Origin of the sequence: Amycolatopsis sp. lyj-346 (assembly GCF_046548975.1) — a bacterium.
Taxonomy (GTDB): domain Bacteria; phylum Actinomycetota; class Actinomycetes; order Mycobacteriales; family Pseudonocardiaceae; genus Amycolatopsis.
The window spans coordinates 97161-111807 of record NZ_JAJPWT010000013.1; the positions used below are offsets into that span (position 1 = coordinate 97161).

General features: G+C 71.0%; 16 protein-coding genes. 8 read left to right on the forward strand and 8 right to left on the reverse strand.

All coding sequences use genetic code 11. The features are described 5' to 3' along the window. Nucleotides 1–75 precede the first annotated feature (75 nt). From ACLJQE_RS31985 to ACLJQE_RS31995, 3 genes are all read left to right on the forward strand, one after another. Nucleotides 76–1140, forward strand: a complete 1065-nt coding sequence (locus tag ACLJQE_RS31985; protein WP_410643246.1) for an LLM class flavin-dependent oxidoreductase — start codon at nucleotides 76–78, stop codon at nucleotides 1138–1140. Further along, entirely contained in the window at nucleotides 1137–1802 is a 666-nt protein-coding gene (locus ACLJQE_RS31990) for an isochorismatase family protein (protein WP_410643247.1), read from the forward strand. Before ACLJQE_RS31985 ends, ACLJQE_RS31990 begins: the two co-directional genes overlap by 4 nt. A 212-nt stretch (nucleotides 1803–2014) precedes the next feature. Next, on the forward strand, nucleotides 2015–3613 hold the full coding sequence (locus tag ACLJQE_RS31995; protein ID WP_410643248.1) for a hypothetical protein: 1599 nt from the start codon (nucleotides 2015–2017) through the stop codon (nucleotides 3611–3613). 48 nt (nucleotides 3614–3661) lie between these two features. Here ACLJQE_RS31995 and ACLJQE_RS32000 read toward each other — a convergent pair whose 3' ends face one another. Together ACLJQE_RS32000 and ACLJQE_RS32005 are read right to left on the reverse strand one after the other, a co-directional pair. Beyond that, a complete protein-coding gene (locus ACLJQE_RS32000; protein ID WP_410643249.1) occupies nucleotides 3662–4186 on the reverse strand; it encodes an AAA family ATPase in 525 nt (174 codons plus the stop codon). A 17-nt stretch (nucleotides 4187–4203) separates the two neighbouring features. Beyond that, on the reverse strand, nucleotides 4204–4449 hold the full coding sequence (locus tag ACLJQE_RS32005; RefSeq protein ID WP_410643250.1) for a hypothetical protein: 246 nt from the start codon (nucleotides 4447–4449) through the stop codon (nucleotides 4204–4206). 218 nt (nucleotides 4450–4667) lie between these two features. Here ACLJQE_RS32005 and ACLJQE_RS32010 point away from each other — a divergent pair, with 218 nt between their 5' ends. Together ACLJQE_RS32010 and ACLJQE_RS32015 are read left to right on the forward strand one after the other, a co-directional pair. Further along, nucleotides 4668–5732, forward strand: a complete 1065-nt coding sequence (locus ACLJQE_RS32010) for a LacI family DNA-binding transcriptional regulator (protein WP_410643251.1) — start codon at nucleotides 4668–4670, stop codon at nucleotides 5730–5732. Nucleotides 5733–5758: 26 nt separating this feature from the next. Continuing rightward, nucleotides 5759–7891 (forward strand): beta-galactosidase, encoded by a 2133-nt coding sequence (locus ACLJQE_RS32015; RefSeq protein WP_410643252.1) that lies wholly within the window; start codon nucleotides 5759–5761, stop codon nucleotides 7889–7891. A 133-nt stretch (nucleotides 7892–8024) separates the two neighbouring features. Here ACLJQE_RS32015 and ACLJQE_RS32020 read toward each other — a convergent pair whose 3' ends face one another. The 4 genes from ACLJQE_RS32020 to ACLJQE_RS32035 form a co-directional block, all read right to left on the reverse strand. After that, entirely contained in the window at nucleotides 8025–8762 is a 738-nt protein-coding gene (locus ACLJQE_RS32020) for a Scr1 family TA system antitoxin-like transcriptional regulator (RefSeq protein ID WP_410643253.1), read from the reverse strand. Further along, nucleotides 8759–9106 carry a hypothetical protein gene (locus ACLJQE_RS32025; protein WP_410643254.1) on the reverse strand — a complete coding sequence of 116 codons (348 nt, stop codon included), beginning with the start codon at nucleotides 9104–9106 and terminating at the stop codon, nucleotides 8759–8761. Before ACLJQE_RS32025 ends, ACLJQE_RS32020 begins: the two co-directional genes overlap by 4 nt. Beyond that, on the reverse strand, nucleotides 9096–9425 hold the full coding sequence (locus ACLJQE_RS32030; protein ID WP_410643255.1) for a hypothetical protein: 330 nt from the start codon (nucleotides 9423–9425) through the stop codon (nucleotides 9096–9098). The genes ACLJQE_RS32025 and ACLJQE_RS32030 overlap by 11 nt, the downstream gene beginning before the upstream one ends. A gap of 177 nt (nucleotides 9426–9602) precedes the next feature. Next, the gene (locus tag ACLJQE_RS32035; protein WP_410643256.1) at nucleotides 9603–9833 is read right to left on the reverse strand and encodes a hypothetical protein; all 231 of its coding nucleotides are present in this window, start codon (nucleotides 9831–9833) and stop codon (nucleotides 9603–9605) included. Between the two features lie 179 nt (nucleotides 9834–10012). On the opposite strand from ACLJQE_RS32035, the gene ACLJQE_RS32040 reads away from it, so the two are divergent. From ACLJQE_RS32040 to ACLJQE_RS32050, 3 genes are read left to right on the forward strand one after another with little or no spacing between them, the layout of a single operon-like run. Further along, complete coding sequence (locus ACLJQE_RS32040) at nucleotides 10013–10849, forward strand: helix-turn-helix domain-containing protein (protein WP_410643257.1); 837 nt, start codon at nucleotides 10013–10015, stop codon at nucleotides 10847–10849. Continuing rightward, nucleotides 10846–11037 carry a DUF397 domain-containing protein gene (locus ACLJQE_RS32045; protein ID WP_410643258.1) on the forward strand — a complete coding sequence of 64 codons (192 nt, stop codon included), beginning with the start codon at nucleotides 10846–10848 and terminating at the stop codon, nucleotides 11035–11037. Before ACLJQE_RS32040 ends, ACLJQE_RS32045 begins: the two co-directional genes overlap by 4 nt. Before the next feature lie 43 nt (nucleotides 11038–11080). Next, entirely contained in the window at nucleotides 11081–11257 is a 177-nt protein-coding gene (locus tag ACLJQE_RS32050) for a DUF397 domain-containing protein (protein ID WP_410643259.1), read from the forward strand. A 68-nt stretch (nucleotides 11258–11325) separates the two neighbouring features. On the opposite strand, the gene ACLJQE_RS32055 is transcribed toward ACLJQE_RS32050, so the two are convergent. Beyond that, nucleotides 11326–13878: a tetratricopeptide repeat protein gene (locus tag ACLJQE_RS32055; protein ID WP_410643260.1), complete on the reverse strand. Its 2553-nt coding sequence runs from the start codon at nucleotides 13876–13878 to the stop codon at nucleotides 11326–11328. 116 nt (nucleotides 13879–13994) lie between these two features. Continuing rightward, nucleotides 13995–14453: a hypothetical protein gene (locus tag ACLJQE_RS32060; protein WP_410643261.1), complete on the reverse strand. Its 459-nt coding sequence runs from the start codon at nucleotides 14451–14453 to the stop codon at nucleotides 13995–13997. Between the last annotated feature and the right edge of the window lie 194 nt (nucleotides 14454–14647).

The window sequence follows — 14647 nt, forward strand, 5'->3', positions numbered from 1 at the left end:
GAAAGGGTCTTCCGGATAGCGTACCGTAGCGAAAACGGAAGACCCCTTCCAGATTTCACGAAAGCAGGAGATGCCATGCAGGCACCCGCCCGGAAGGGCGTCGAGATCGGCGTGGCGACCCTGGCCGACCGGCAGCCGCGGACCGTGGACGGCCGGGAGGTGACGGAAGCCGCGCGCCTGGCGCAAATCGTGGAACTGGGGGTGCAGGCGGAGGCGGAAGGTCTCGACGTCTTCGGCGTCGGCGAGCACCACAGCGGCGACTTCGCCGTGTCGTCGCCCGTTCCCGTGCTCACCGCCGTCGCCGCGCGGACCTCCCGGATCCGGCTGACCAGCGGCGTGACCGTGCTCAGCGTGCACGACCCGGTCCGGGTGCACCAGGACTTCGCGACGCTCGACCTGCTCAGCGCCGGACGCGCGGAGATCACCGCCGGGCGGAGCGCCTACCCGGAACCCTTCGCGTTGTTCGGCGTGGACATCGAGCGGTACGACGAGGTCTTCGCCGAGAAGCTGGAGTTGCTGCTGCGGCTGCGCGACGAACCCGTGCTGTCCTGGCGCGGCCGCCACCGGCCGCCGCTGGACCGGGCGGCCGTGGTGCCCCGGAGCGAGTCCCTGCCGATCTGGATCGGCGCGGGCGGCTCGCCGTCGAGCGTGGCGAGAGCCGGCGCGCTCGGGCTTCCCCTGATCCTCGGCTACCTGGGCGGAAATCCCGGTCACCTGCGGCAGCTCGCCGACCTCTACCGCGCCGCGGGGCAGCAGGCCGGTCACGCCGACCGGCTCCGCTTCGGCGTCGCCGTCCACTACTTCGGTGCGGCCTCGGCGGAAGAGGCGGCCTCGACCTACCGCCACTACCACGACTTCCTGCGGCCCAAGCGACCCGGCGGGGGCGGCTACCCCGTGTCGCGGCAGGACTTCACCGACGGCACCGGACCGGACGGGCCGCTGATGATCGGCACGTCCGAGCACGTGACGGCCAAGCTCGTGCGCCTGCACGACGTCGTCGGCTACGACCGCGTGCAGCTCCTCGCCGACTGGGGCGGCCTGCCGCCCGGCCGCGTGCGCGAGTCCGTGCACCGGCTGGGCAGCGAGATCGCCCCCGCCGTCCGCGCCGCCATCGACCGCACCCGGAAGGAACCGGCATGAACCTCGAACCCCTGTCCCCGGCCAACGCGACCGTCGTGCTCGTCGACCACGCCGTCGGCTTCGCGAACCTCCTGCGCTCACACGACCTGCGCGAGCACGTGAACAACGTGGTCGGCCTGGCCAAGACCGCGAAGCTCTACGGCGCCGGCCTGGTCGTCACCAACGGCGAGCCGGCCAAGCCGTCCGGGCCGCTCTACCCCGAGCTGCTCGCCGCGCTCGGCGACCAGCCGGTCATCGAGCGCGCGACCGCCTTCGACTCCTTCCTCGACCCCGCCTTCCGGGCCGCCGTCGAGGCGACCGGCCGCCGCCGGCTGCTGATCGGCGGGATCGCCACCGACGGGTGCGTCCTGCAGACGGCCCTGGGTGCCCTGCGCGCCGGCTACGAGACGTACGTGGTGGCCGACGCCACCGCGAGCACCAGCAAGGAAGCCCACGACACGGCGATCCAGCGCATGGTGCTGTCCGGCGTCGTCCCGGTCACCTGGTGGTCGATCGCCGCGGAGTTCCAGCTGGACCCGCGCTTCGCGGACTCACCGATCCGCACGCAGCTGATGACCGAGTTCCAGCCGGCGATGACCATGGGCGGCCGCACCTTCTTCGCCGGCGTCGCCCAAGGCCGCCGCACCGCCGGCTCGGCACCGGAGGACGGCCCCGGCCGCTGATCGGCGGGGACCGAAGCACCAATCCCGGCAGGAGAGCAGTTGCCGAGGACTGGGATTTGCGGCATTCCACAGCATCGTGGTCCGGCCGAGAGCGAACGGGCGTGTTTTCGAACGGCTACCCGGAACGGACGAATCGGAGTATTCTCGCCGGCACCGCGGCTGCCGGCCGGGGAAACGATCTTCGGCGCCGTGGTCGTCTGGGGGACGGAACCATGGCCAACGAACGTCGGGAATCCTTCACGCGCGAAGGTGTCGAGACGATGAAATGGGGACTGGTCCGATCCGCGATCAACCGCGAGCTCTGGGACCTGACCCTCGGAAAGAATCCACTGTGCTGCCACAGCGGGAATGCGGACTCCGGTTATCGCGTCTCGTTCGAGCACGACGAGACGTTCCACGACCGGGAGAACGAGCCGGGGTACGAGCCGCGGCCGTGGATGAACCACTACCACTTCCCGCCGGTTCCCCGCACCCGGGACGAGCCGAAGTACCGGCTCGGGTGGCAGGAGGACCACCAGGGCAACCGCATTGCCGAGTTCGACGTGTGGGACGGGCCGGAGAACTCCGGAGCGGCCGAGTTCGGTGGGCTCTACGGCAAGTGGAAGCGGCGGGTGGACAAGGTTTTCACCGGCTGGGGCGAGCCCGATCGCATCCCGTACGAGAAGGACTTCTGGGAAGCCGCGACCCGGTTGCGCGACGCGATCAAGCCATTGGGGATCGTCAACGTTCCGGGCGAATCCTACTATCTGGCGTGCCGCAGTCTCGGTCTTCTCACGCGCGATCCGGGGGCGCAGGGCACCACCCCGCCCGCCCGGATGTGGGCGCCGCAGATCAACGGGCCGATCGACCGGTTCGTCATTCCACTGCAGGGAACCCTGCTGAACCTCCACGTCCTCGGCGAAATGCTGGCCGCCCAGCTCGAAGGGCTGGGGAACATGTGGCAGAGCACGCGGATCAGCGTGATGGAAATCGGCAGGCACGCCACGCGCAGAATGGATTTCACCGGAGACGGTGACACCACTCCGGCTCTCATCAAAAGCGCCGGCTGGGTCATCGGCGCCATGGGGCTGATTCCGATGGCGACGGCGGCGAGCATCGGCCTGGCGGCCACCGGCCTCATCCTGGCCGGCGCGGATGCGCTCATCGACGACGTCAAGAGCAGGGCCAAGGACGTGTTCGACATCCCGGCCGCGATCGACGGGGCCACCGCGGAAGAGATCATCCGGTCGGTGGAGGACACGCTGGACAGCGGCCAGGACCGTGACCTCGAGACGCAGCTCCAGCTCGACGAAAGCGACAGCGCCGAGACACTCGACGTCGCGCACAAGCACATCGTGGAAGACCACGCCGTCTACAACGCCGAAGCGAACATCTACACGACCTGCTTCACGATGGATCTGAGCGACGTCCGGGCGGACTCCCACCCGGAAACCGCCGGGGACGTCGACATCAGCGTCGAGTACGAGCGCCTGCGCGACGCGGGGAAGATGTTCGCGGACGAACTGGGGGAGGAACTGCGCGCCGCCTCCCGCGGAGTGGGCGACGTCTATTCCTCGGGTGCGACGTGGGACCGCCCGGAGCTGAGCGGAGGCAGGACGATCGGTTTCGGCCCGACCGGCTCGTGGCCGAACTGGAGCGTGGTCCGCGACGATCTGGCCGGCATCCTCGACGCGACCGCGAACCAGGTGGTGGAGGTCGGCGAGTACCTGATCGCCGCCGCGAACTACCTGGAGCGGCAGGACGCCTCGGCGAAAGAGGCGATGGAGCAGGCCGGCCGGGAGCTCGACAACGCGGTCAACCGGGCGGGGTGACGACCGGCGCGGAAGCCGTGCGGGTCGGGCAGCGGGGAGGTCGGGCGGTCACGGCCGGCCGGCGCCCTCCGCCGCGCGGAGAATGCCGGCGGCGATCGCCGGAATGTCCGCCGGCTCGCTGGTGTCGACCTCCACCAGCGGGCCGACGCCCAGCGGGAGCGCCGGTTCACCCCACAGTTCGGCCTCGTCGCGTTCCAGGTCGAGGTGGGCCGGGTGCCGGCCGGCGGCGCGCGCGTAGTAGCGCGACCGGGCGATCTCCACCGGCACGACGCAGCGCACCTCCACGATCCTCCCCGGCAACGCGGTCACGTGCGGTCTGGTGTAGCCGAACCAGGTGCTGTCCAGCACCGCACCCGGACAGCGACGCGCGACCCGCAGCGCGGCCAGCACCGCGGCCCGGCCCAGCCGCCGTGATTCGCCGACTGTGCCGGGCATCCCGAGTTCTTCGGCCAGTGCCTGCTTGATCTCGTCCTTCGCCAGCACCGGCAACCCCAGCCGCGGACCGAGTGCGGCCGCCAGCGTGCTCTTGCCCGATCCGGGCCGGCCGCCGACCAACACGAACAACGCGTCCACCGGCCCTGTGGTCTGGCTCAGCCGCGTGCGTTCGGATCGATCGCCTCGCCGATCGGGCCCGTGGCGCCGAGGGCGTCCATTCCCTGCGCGGTCGCCGAGTCGGCGATGTTCTGCCCGGACTCGGTCACATTGGCGGCGGATTCCGCGACCTGATCGGTGGTTTCGCCGATCGGCAGGTCGACGCCGGTCAGGTCGCTGACCTTCTCGCTCGCGCCGCCCAGCAGTTCGGAGGCCTTGTCCTTGATCATGTCGAACAGGCTCATCAGGTGCCCTTTCCCATCGGTTCGAGCAACCCCGCGTGATCAGCCCGTAGCGGAGCGCGGCAACACCCTCACCGTACAGGACAAAGCGGACCTTTCGGCCGCCGAGGGCAGCGAGTCCGACGCGCGCTTGACGGCACTGCTCTGACTGCGTAGACATGTCAGCGTAGTCACACGGCTCACCAGGCACGCAGCCCGGTGCGCGAGGACCGGGAGAAGCCATGACGCGATCGGGCCGGAGCGGGGGCACGTCCGCACCCAGCAGCAAGGACGTGGCGCTGGCCGCCGGCGTCTCGCAGAAGACCGTCTCCCGGGTCTTCAACAACGAGCAGTACGTCTCCGCCGACGTCCGCCGCCGGGTGCTCGCGGCCGCGGAAGAGATCGGTTACCGGCCCAACAACGCCGCCCGGGCGCTCGCGTCCGGGCGCACCCGCTCGATCGGGATCGTCACGCTCGGCACCGCGCTCTACGGACCCGCGTCCCTGCTCGCCGGCATCGAGCGGGCGGTGCGGAACTCCGGCTACGCGCTGCGCGTGGTCAGCACGCTGGAGGGCGATCCGTCCGGGGTCGCCGGCGCCGTCGAGTCGCTGCTCGAACAGGGCGTGGACGGGATCGTCGTTTCCGAGCCCATCGACGAAGGCCCGCTTTCCCTGCGGGTGGACGTCCCGGTGCTGGTGTTCGGTTCCGCGCCGGTGCCGGCTGCTCCCCGGATCATCACCGCGGGGGTGATCTCGGAAGCGCTCGCCCGGCTCGCCACGGACCACCTGCTCGACCTCGGGCACGAGACCGTCCACCACATCGCGGGCCCGCGGCCGTGGTACGCGGCACGCGACCGCACCGAGGGCTGGCGCAAGGCGTTGCGGGCGCGTGGCGCGCCTGCGCCCCCGGTCGTCGACGGCGACTGGTCGGCCCGGTCCGGGTACGCCGCCGGGCGGGTGCTGGCCGACGACGACGTCACCGCGGTGTTCGCGGCCAACGACGACATGGCCATCGGGCTCATCCGCGCGCTGCTCGACGCGGGCAAGCGGGTTCCCGAGGACGTCAGCGTCGTCGGCTACGACGACACGCCCATCTCCGCTTACGTGACCCCGCCGCTGACCACCGTGCGGCAGCCCTTCGACGCGATGGCTTCCACCGGGCTGCGGCTTCTCGTGCACGCCATCGAACAGCCGCAGGCGGGCGCCCTCGATCCCGGGGAACCGCCGCTCGAACTCGTCGTCCGCGCCTCGACCGCCCCGCCGCGGTCCCGGACGGCGCTGGGTGCCGCCGGCGCTGTCAAGCAGTGATCCCGACCCTTCCCGGAGGTGCTCCCATGGCGGTCCTGCCCGCCCGCGTCCTGTTCGGTGCCGCCTACTACCACGAGTACCAGCCTTACGAGCGGCTCAAGACCGACCTCGACCTGATGGCCGAGGCGAAGTTCACCGTGATCCGCGTCGGCGAATCGGTCTGGTCCACCTGGGAGCCCGAGAACGGCCGCTTCGACCTCGGCTGGCTGCAGCCGGTCCTCGACGGTGCCCACGAGCGCGGGATCTCCGTGGTCCTCGGGACGCCGACGTACGCCGTGCCGCCGTGGCTGGCCCGGCAGTACCCGGAGATCGCCGGCGAACGGGCCACCGGGCAGCGCATCGGCTGGGGTGCCCGCCAGGAGGTCGACTTCACGCACCCGGCGTTCCGGTTCCACGCCGAGCGGGTGATCCGCCGGATCCTCGCCCGCTACGCGAGTCACCCCGCCGTCATCGGCTTCCAGGTGGACAACGAGCCGGGGGCCGAGCTGCTGCACAACCACGGCGTCTTCCAGCGGTTCACCGACCACCTGCGCGCGAAGTACGGCGACGTCGAGACGCTCAACCGCGAGTGGGGCCTGGTCTACTGGTCGCACCGGCTCTCGACGTGGGCCGACCTGTGGACCCCGGACGGCAACGCCCAGCCGCAGTACGACGTCGCCTGGCGGGAGTTCCAGGCCCGCCAGACCACGGAGTTCATCGCCTGGCAGGCGGACATCGCCCGCCAGTACGCGCGGCCCGGGCAGTTCGTCACCACGTGCCTCTCCTACCCGCGGCCGGCGGTCGAGGACGACGAGCTCACCGACGGCCTCGACATCGCCTCGGGCAACCCGTACTACGTCATGCAGGACAGCCTCACGCTGCCGGACCCGACCCCGGCGGGCCACGAGCAGCAGTGGAAGACCGAGGGCGTCTGGTCGCTGTACCAGAGCGCGGACCGGATGTTCTCCTCGCGCCAGGCCCCGTTCCTGGTCACGGAGACGAACGCCATGCACATCGGCCCGCCGTGGGACAACCGGCCCGCGTTCGACGGCCAGTGGCGCCAGGCCGCCTGGGCGCTCGTCTCGCGCGGGGCCCGGATGATCGAGTACTGGCACTGGCACACGCTGCACTTCGGCGCCGAGACGTACTGGGGCGGCGTTCTGCCGCACAGCGGGCAGCCCGGCCGCACCTACGGCGAACTCGCCCGCCTCGGCGAGGAGTTCGAGCTCGCCGGGGCCGCGGTCGCCGGGCTCGAGCCGGACGCGGACATCACGATGGTGTACTCGACACCGAGCAAGTGGCTCATGCAGAAGTACCCCGCACTGTCCACACCGGACGGTGGCCCGGACGCTGCCTCCTACCACCGGTTCTTCGACCCGTTCTACCGGGGCGCCTTCGACGCGGGCCGCCAGGTCCGGATCGTCCACATCAGACAGCTGCACGACGGGCGCGGCGAGCGCGAAGGCGTTCCGCCGGAGGAAGCCGCGCGCCGCCACCCCGTCCTGGTCGTGCCGGCGCTGTACCTCGCCGGCGACAGCACCCTGGACTGGCTCGCCGAGTACGCCCGCGCGGGCGGCCACCTCGTGCTCGGTCCCCGCACCGGCTACGCCGACCACGAGGCCCGGGCGCGGCACGAACCGGCTCCCGGACGGCTCGTCGACGTCGCCGGCGTCCGGTACGACGAGTTCGGCAACCTCACCGCCGACGTCCCGCTCAGGCAGGTCCCGGGCAGCCCGCTCGAGCTGCCGCCGGGCGCGTCGGCGACGCGCTGGGTCGACGGGCTGACGGTCCTCGACGCCAAGGTGCTCGCCGAGTACGACCACCCGCACTTCGGCCGCTGGCCGGCGGTCACGACCCGGACGGCGGGGGACGGCCGGGTCACCTGCGTCGGCACGGTCCCCGACGCCGCGTCCGGCCGGGCGCTGGCCCGCTGGCTGGTGCCGCTGCCGGCGCACGCGTGGCCGAACCTGCCCGGGTCCGTGACCGCGTCCACCGGAACCGCGCCGGACGGCCGCCGGGTGCACGTGATCCACAACTGGAGCTGGCACTCCACGGGCGTGACCGCGCCCGCGCCGCTGTCCGACCTGCTCGACGGCACCAGCGTGCCGACGGGGATGGCACTGAGCCTCGGCCCGTGGGACGTCCGCGTCTTCGTCGAACGACCCCCCGCGAAGAAGTAGCAAAGTCGCCTGGCGGCCTGCCGGGCCTGAGCACCACATCAGCCCCACTAGCCCCACCAGCCCCAAAAAACGTCACTTTCCCTATGAAAGATGAGTCTTTGGACCGGCGGCTGGCGCGCAGACGAGTGGTGGGTCAACGGGGGTGTTCGAGCGGGGTGACCGATTCTCGTTCCAGTGCCTTGAACGTCGCGCGGTAGCGCTGCACCGTGTCCGGTTCGGAGACGAAGATGAGGTTGTCCTGGTGTCGCAACGCGACGGTGAAGACCTTGCCGCCGGTCTCGTAGATGGTGAAGGGCGCACTGGTTTTCGCGACGCCGACGCGCGAAGGGACGATCCCGACCGTCAGGCCGGGAAGGCCGGCGGCGGCCCGGAGGGCGTGCAGCTGCGCGTCGATCGCCGGATCCAAGGCCCCGGCACCCAGGAGCACGGTGCGGTCGCCGGTCCGGCCTGCGTCGAGCTGCCGGACGTGGTGCTCGAAGATGGCCAGATCGATGTCGTCGGGCGTCCGCAGCAGCTTCGGGATTTCGTGCGGTGCCCACTCGAAGGTGCGGATCGCGAGTTCTTCCAAGGCTCGCTGGTGACCGACCGAGTCCACGTCGAGGGTTTCGATCGAGATCGGGGCGTCGAGCTGGCGTCGAAGCCGCATGACGCGGTGGTATTCGGCCGGGCCGACCCGGAGGTACCCGAGGATGTGCGCCACGTCTTCGATCGCCGGTGCCCGTTTGCCCGTCTCCCAGAGCGACAAGGTCTGGGCGGAGATCCCCAGCTTGTGCGCCAACCTGCGCAGGCCGAGTCCATCCGAGGTCCGGGCGTCACGCAGGGAGGCACTCAGGGCGAGCAGGGCGGGAAGACAGGGACTTGCCTTGGTCATGCGCATTCTCGTTCCGGGTTGCGGGGCGCCGGGATGATTCCGGCGTCGGTGTCGTCGGCGTGGGATCGGAGCAGGTCGAGCAGTTCGTCGAGCTCGTCGGCGGCTTTGTGCTGTTCGGCCGCCGTCGCGGTGTTGTCCCGGAGCTGGGCGACGAGCAGGAAGAGGCGCCCTTGCGCGGCTTCGAGGACATCGACGAGTCTCTGCGTGTCACGGGTCAAGGTCGCTCCCGAGGTGGCGGCAGGGCTGTCCGCGTGGCGGAGCCGGCGCAGGCCGAGGAGAACCCGGCAGAGGCGGACGTACTCCGGGTGCTCCGCGAACCGCAGATCGTTCTCGTCAGGCCACATCTTCGGGCCAGCCCAGAACTTGGGACAGGACGACGTCGAGTGTTCCGTCGACCGGTCCTCGCAGCGGACGTGTTCCGGGTTTTCCCCAGTCTCCCGACGCGAACCGAGCGCCCAGCGCCCGCGCCGGGTGCTTGAGCACTTCGATGACGACAACGTCGTCGTGCGTGCTGGTCGTCCAGCGGCCGACCAGCACCTCGGGCTCGGCCGAACCGGCGGGGGTGCCGCGCCATTCCCAGCCGCGGCGGCGCGACTCGCCGATGGCTTCGGCGGCTCGCTCCCACACGAGGGAGGCCGCGTCCCACTTGTCGGGGCCGTTCATCGTGGATTCCGGCGTTTCGCAGGTGCGGTGGCCATCGCGATTCTCCGCGGTCGAGCTCGATTGACGGATGGTGGGCACCCGGCCGGTGCGCTGGGTCGGGGCGAGCGCACCGGCCGGGCTGATCAGGGGGCGGCCTTCGCCGTCAAGAGCCGGGACGGCTCCGCGGCCCGCGGCCGGTCATCTCCGGTCTCCGGGGAGGTCGCGGGTCAACATCGTCTGGGCGTGGCTGACCAGTTCGGCCATCGCCTGCCGGGGCAGCAGCGCAGGGGGGCCGTCGGCGCCGACCCGGACGGCACGCATGAGCCCGTCGGTCGTGTCGACGAGACCGAGTGTGACCTGAGTCGCCGAGCCGGCCGGGGTGCGTGCGGGGACGATCAGCGGTGCTCCGTGCCAGCGGTGTCCTCGCATGTTCGCCTCCCCGTTACGCTGTCAACGCCATGACCAGCGCGCTGACAGTGCTACCGAATGTTGGTAGCAAGTGTCAGCGCTGGTAGCGTGACTGCGCAATGACCTGATCGGGTGAGCTCTGCGGTCGGCTCCACCTGCACTAGCATGTGCTGCATGGCTGGTAGCACCGCGAGGCGCCGATGAACCTCGGCGACGCGCTGAAAGAGGCGCGGGAGTCGCGTGGAGTTTCGCTGCGGAAGCTGGCCGTGCTCATCGGTCGCAAGGAGTCGGATTCCGGGCTGATCTCGCGCTGGGAAACCGGCGAGCGCAACCCCAAGCCGGACGACGTGGCATCGATCGTCGAAGCACTCGGTATCGGAGACGACGCCGGCGCCGAGTTGATGGCGATGGTGGCCAATGCAGAGCAGGGCGGCCGCTGGCATGCCGTGACGGTGGTAGAGCGGCGGCAGCAGGTGAACGCGCTGCTGGCCGCAGAGCGGACGGCGACGACCGTCACGCACGTGGCTCCGCTGCTGATCCCCGGCGTTCTCCAGACCAGTGCGGTAATCCGCGCCATCATGGTCGACGCGGAAGTGCCCGTCGACGAGATCGATGAACGCGTGGCGATCCGGATCGGCCGACGCGATCTCATCACTCGCAAGTCGCCGGCAACCCTTGATGTGCTGCTTGGCGAGGCGGCGATCAGGCATGTCATCGGCGGCCGCGACGTCTGGGTCGAGCAGCTGACGTACCTCTCGGAGATGATCGAGCTGCCCAACGTCAAGGTGCGGATCATCCCGTTCGAAGCCGGATGGACGCCTGTTCTGACTGGATCGTTCATCTTGTTCGACTCCGATCAAGCGCCGTCGATGATCAATCTCGAGCTGCATCGCGGCGGGCTGATGCTTTACGCCGAGGAAGACATCGTGGCGCACCGGCAGAAGGCCGAGTCTGCGCGCAGCAAGGCGATGAGCGAGGAGAAGAGCCTCGAGCTCATCGCGAAGGTGAAGAACGAGTTGATGGAGGCGAAGAAATGACGAATTCGACCGGCTGGTTCAAATCGAGCTGGAGCTCCGAAACAGCGGACTGCGTTGAGGTTCGTCTCGGTGGCGAAGTCGGGGTGCGTGACTCGAAGGCGCCGTCCGACGGCCGGCTTTCGGTTGCCCCGGCGGCTTGGAGCGCATTGCTGGTGCGCCTCACGACGGCCGACGGCCGCCCCTCGTAGCCAGGCGCCTCAAAGTGAAGACCGAGCTGTTGGAGGCGAAGAATTGACGAACTCGACCGATTGGTTCAAGTCGAGCTGGAGCACCGAAACGCAGGACTGCGTTGAGGTGCGTCTGGGTGACGACATCGGGGTGCGTGACTCGAAGGCGCCCTCCGACGGGCAGCTTTCCGTCGACCAGGCTGCTTGGGGCGCGTTCCTGTCGCGCCTCACGACGGTCTGACCGGACGGCCCTTTGCCGCACCCGGCTTGCCGAGCCGACGAGCTCTCCCGTCGGCTCGGCACGGACAGCTACCCCGGCGCTTCACCAAGATCGATGCCCTCCAGCCATTGCCGCACCTGGACAGCCGACTCATCGTCGCCGGCGTCCTGGTACGCGGCCACGGCTTCACCGTAAGCACGGACAGCCTCGCCGGACCGCCGCACTTCCTGCAGTGCGTTCGCGAGGTTGCTCCACGCCCGGCCTTCGCTGTGGCGGTCGCCCAGTTGCCGGAAGATGTCGCGGGCCTGCCGGTGGGCGGTGATGGCCTCGTCGAACCGCCGCACTCTCTGCAGTGCGTTCGCGAGGTTGCCCCACGCCTGAGCTTCGCCGTGACGGTCACCCAGCTGCCGGGAAAGGTCCCGGGCCTGGTTGTGGGCGTCGATGGCGTCGTCGAACCGCCGGACTTGCTGCAGTGCGTTGCCGAGGTTGTTCGACGCGGTGCCTTCGCCGTGGCGGTCGCCCAGTTCCCGGGAGATCGTGAGGTTGTTCTGGTGGGCGTCGATGGCGTCGTCGAACCGCTGGACCTCGCACAGTGCGATTCCGAGGTTGTTCCACGCGGTGCCTTCACCGTGGCGGTCGCCCAGCTGCCGGTAGATGTCGCGGGCCTGCTGGTGGGCGTCGATGGCCTCGTCGAAGCGCCGGACCTCCCGCAGTGCGTTCCCCAGGTTGTTCCACGCCGTGCCTTCGCCGCGGTGGTCGCCCACCTCCCGGTAGATGTCGCGGGCTTGCCGGTGGGCGTCGATGGCCTCGTCGAACCGTCGTACATCCCACAGAGCGAGCCCGAGGTTGTTCCACGCCTCGCCTTCGTTGCCGCGGTCGCCCAGCTCGCGGAAAATGTCGCCGGCCTGCCGGTGGGCGGCGAGGGCGTCGTCGAACCGCCGCACTTCCCCCAGTGCGTTGCCGAGGTTGTTCCACGCCGTGCCTTCGCTGTGGCGGTCGCCCAGTTCCCGGCAGATCGTGAGGTCGTTCTGGTGGGCGGCGATGGCCTCGTCGAACCGCCGGACCGCGTTCAGCGCGTTGCCGAGGTTGTTCCACGACCGGGCTTCCCCGTGGCGGTCGCCCAGCTCCCGGAAGAGGTCCCCGGCCTGGCGGTGGGCGGTGATGGCCTCGTCGAACCGCCGGACCTCCTTCAGCGCGCTCCCGAGATCGATCCAGGCGGCGGCCTGGAGGCGGGGGTCGGCGAGGGTGCCGGCGGCGGTGCCGGCGTGGGTGGCGACGGTGACCCCGTCGTCGAGGAACCACCGCCATTCCAGATACCGCCGCAAATGCGCGGCAAGGCTGGTGGTGTGGTGGAGGTGGCCGGTGTGGTGGGCGTGGGCGACGGCGGCGGTCAGGTTGGCGTGTTCGGCGTCGAACCAGGCCAAGGCGTCCCGCCGGCCGGCGAACCGGTGCGGAACGGGCCGGCCGGGCAGCGCCCGGAGGTGGGCGTCGGCGGCGCGGGCGTTGCCGGAGTAGCAGTCCAGCAGGCGGACCGTCGCCGGACCCTCGGCATCGGGAGTGAGGTGGCGTCGGGCGTAGAGGGCCAGCAAGTCGTGCAGCCGCCACCGGCCGGCGGGAGTGTGCTGCAGCAGCGACGCCGCGCGCAAGGCCCGCAGCTGCGTCGCGGCCACCACGCTGCTGGTGCCGGCCAGCGCGGCGGCGGTCTCGGTGGACAGGTCCGGTCCCGGGTTCACCGTCAGCAACGCCAGCAGTGCCGCCGCCTCCGGTGCGCGGGCCGCCAGGCGGTGGTAGGAGAAGTCGATGACCGCAGCGACGTCCCGGTCCCCGTAGGCCATCGCGTGCAGGCGGGTATCGGCGTCGCCGAGCTGGCCGGCCAGCTCGGCGACGGTGAGGGCGGGTTCGTCGGTCAGGATCGCCGCGACGATCCGCACCGCCAAGGGCAGCCGCCCGCACAACCCCACCAGCCGCAGTACGGCGTCCGGTTCCGCGTCCGCACGCGGGTCCTGCGGGTCACCGGCGCGCAGCAACCGGCCCAGCAAGCCGGCGGCCCCGGGTTCGCCGAGGACGTCGAGGAAGATCCGCCGCGCGTCCGGCAGGTCCAGGACGTCGCGGGTGGTGACCAGCGCCCGGTGCTCCGGCCGGCGGGGCAGCAGGTCCTGGATCTGGCCGGGGTGGGCGGCGTTGTCCAGCACGAGCAGCACCCGCGCACCGGCCGCGGCGAGCCGGTCGAGGACCCGGTGGTAGACACCGGCCTGTTCGCCCGGGGTGGCGGGGATCTGCCCGGCGGGCAGGCCGAGCTCGCGCAGCAGCGAGGCATACACCTGCTGCGGCTGCACCGGCGCCCGGCCGGGAACGTAACCGCGCAGGTCCAGCAGCAGCACGCCACCGGGAAACCAGCCACGCCCGGCGGCCAGCAGCGCGGTGTGCACCGCCAAGGCCGTCTTGCCGATCCCGCCCATCCCCGCCACCGCCGACACCACCACGGCGCGGCCTGCCGCGGCCGGCACGGTGGTGGCCGGGGCGAGCAGGTCCAGCAGCTGGTTCGTCTCCGTTTCGCGGCCCACGACCAGGCCGGCGACCCGGCCCGGACGCAGCACCTCCACCACCGCCGCCGGGCCCGGCTCGGCCGCGGCGGCGATCATGGTGAGGTGGGCGACGGCACCGATCGAGGTGCCACCGGGTCCGGCGTGGCTGTGCCCGACGACGGAGGCAGGCGGGCCCGCGGCCGCGGAGCAGTCTGACGCCGGGGCGGGTGGCGTCAGACCCGGCCCGGCGGCCGAGGGTCCGGCGCCACCACCTTGGTCACACTGCCCACCGCACCGAACGCGTCACCCGGGCCGGTGGTCGTCGCCGTGCCGGTGATGACGGTTCCGCCGTGGGTGGCCACCGCGCCACTGCGGCGTCCGGCTTCGACCACGGCCGCCGCCAGCGCCGCGGCGAACCGGGCGTCGTCTCGCTGGGCGGCGGTGACGGCCAGCTCGACCCGGGTGCGGGTCAGCTCCGACACCTCGCCGGACGCGGCGACCTCCGCCTCCAGCGTCGCCACCGCCGAGTCGGTCCCGACCTTGCCCAGCACCAGCTCCAGCACCTTGACCCTGGCCTTCGCCGCGACCGCGTCGACCACCTCGTCCGTGACACCGTCGAGCGTCCTGCCCGCCCGGCGTGCCTTGCCCGCCGCCCACGCGATCAACGCACCCAGCACGATCTCGAACCCCACCGGGCAGCTCCCCTCACCGAACGCACCCGGCCGGGTGCACGACCTACAGTCGCTGCCGCACCTCCGAATGCAACACCCCCGGGCGACGGCGACTGCCAACCTGCCGGATCTCACGCCGGAGCTCGTCGCACGCCAGTGCCCATGACCAGCCCGGTTTACTGGCGCAGCACCTGACGGTTGGGCGGGCCGGCGGC

Bases quoted from the DNA above. Each gene is read 5' to 3' on its own strand.
- ACLJQE_RS32040 (WP_410643257.1), top strand. From the start codon at position 10,013: ATGAACCTCGGCGACGCGCTGAAAGAGGCGCGGGAGTCGCGTGGAGTT.
- ACLJQE_RS32015 (WP_410643252.1), top strand. From the start codon at position 5,759: ATGGCGGTCCTGCCCGCCCGCGTCCTGTTCGGTGCCGCCTACTACCAC.
- ACLJQE_RS31995 (WP_410643248.1), top strand. From the start codon at position 2,015: ATGGCCAACGAACGTCGGGAATCCTTCACGCGCGAAGGTGTCGAGACG.
- ACLJQE_RS31990 (WP_410643247.1), top strand. From the start codon at position 1,137: ATGAACCTCGAACCCCTGTCCCCGGCCAACGCGACCGTCGTGCTCGTC.
- ACLJQE_RS31985 (WP_410643246.1), top strand. From the start codon at position 76: ATGCAGGCACCCGCCCGGAAGGGCGTCGAGATCGGCGTGGCGACCCTG.
- ACLJQE_RS32055 (WP_410643260.1), bottom strand. From the start codon at position 13,878: ATGATCGCCGCCGCGGCCGAGCCGGGCCCGGCGGCGGTGGTGGAGGTG.
- ACLJQE_RS32045 (WP_410643258.1), top strand. From the start codon at position 10,846: ATGACGAATTCGACCGGCTGGTTCAAATCGAGCTGGAGCTCCGAAACA.
- ACLJQE_RS32030 (WP_410643255.1), bottom strand. From the start codon at position 9,425: ATGAACGGCCCCGACAAGTGGGACGCGGCCTCCCTCGTGTGGGAGCGA.
- ACLJQE_RS32005 (WP_410643250.1), bottom strand. From the start codon at position 4,449: ATGAGCCTGTTCGACATGATCAAGGACAAGGCCTCCGAACTGCTGGGC.
- ACLJQE_RS32020 (WP_410643253.1), bottom strand. From the start codon at position 8,762: ATGACCAAGGCAAGTCCCTGTCTTCCCGCCCTGCTCGCCCTGAGTGCC.
- ACLJQE_RS32010 (WP_410643251.1), top strand. From the start codon at position 4,668: ATGACGCGATCGGGCCGGAGCGGGGGCACGTCCGCACCCAGCAGCAAG.
- ACLJQE_RS32035 (WP_410643256.1), bottom strand. From the start codon at position 9,833: ATGCGAGGACACCGCTGGCACGGAGCACCGCTGATCGTCCCCGCACGC.
- ACLJQE_RS32025 (WP_410643254.1), bottom strand. From the start codon at position 9,106: ATGTGGCCTGACGAGAACGATCTGCGGTTCGCGGAGCACCCGGAGTAC.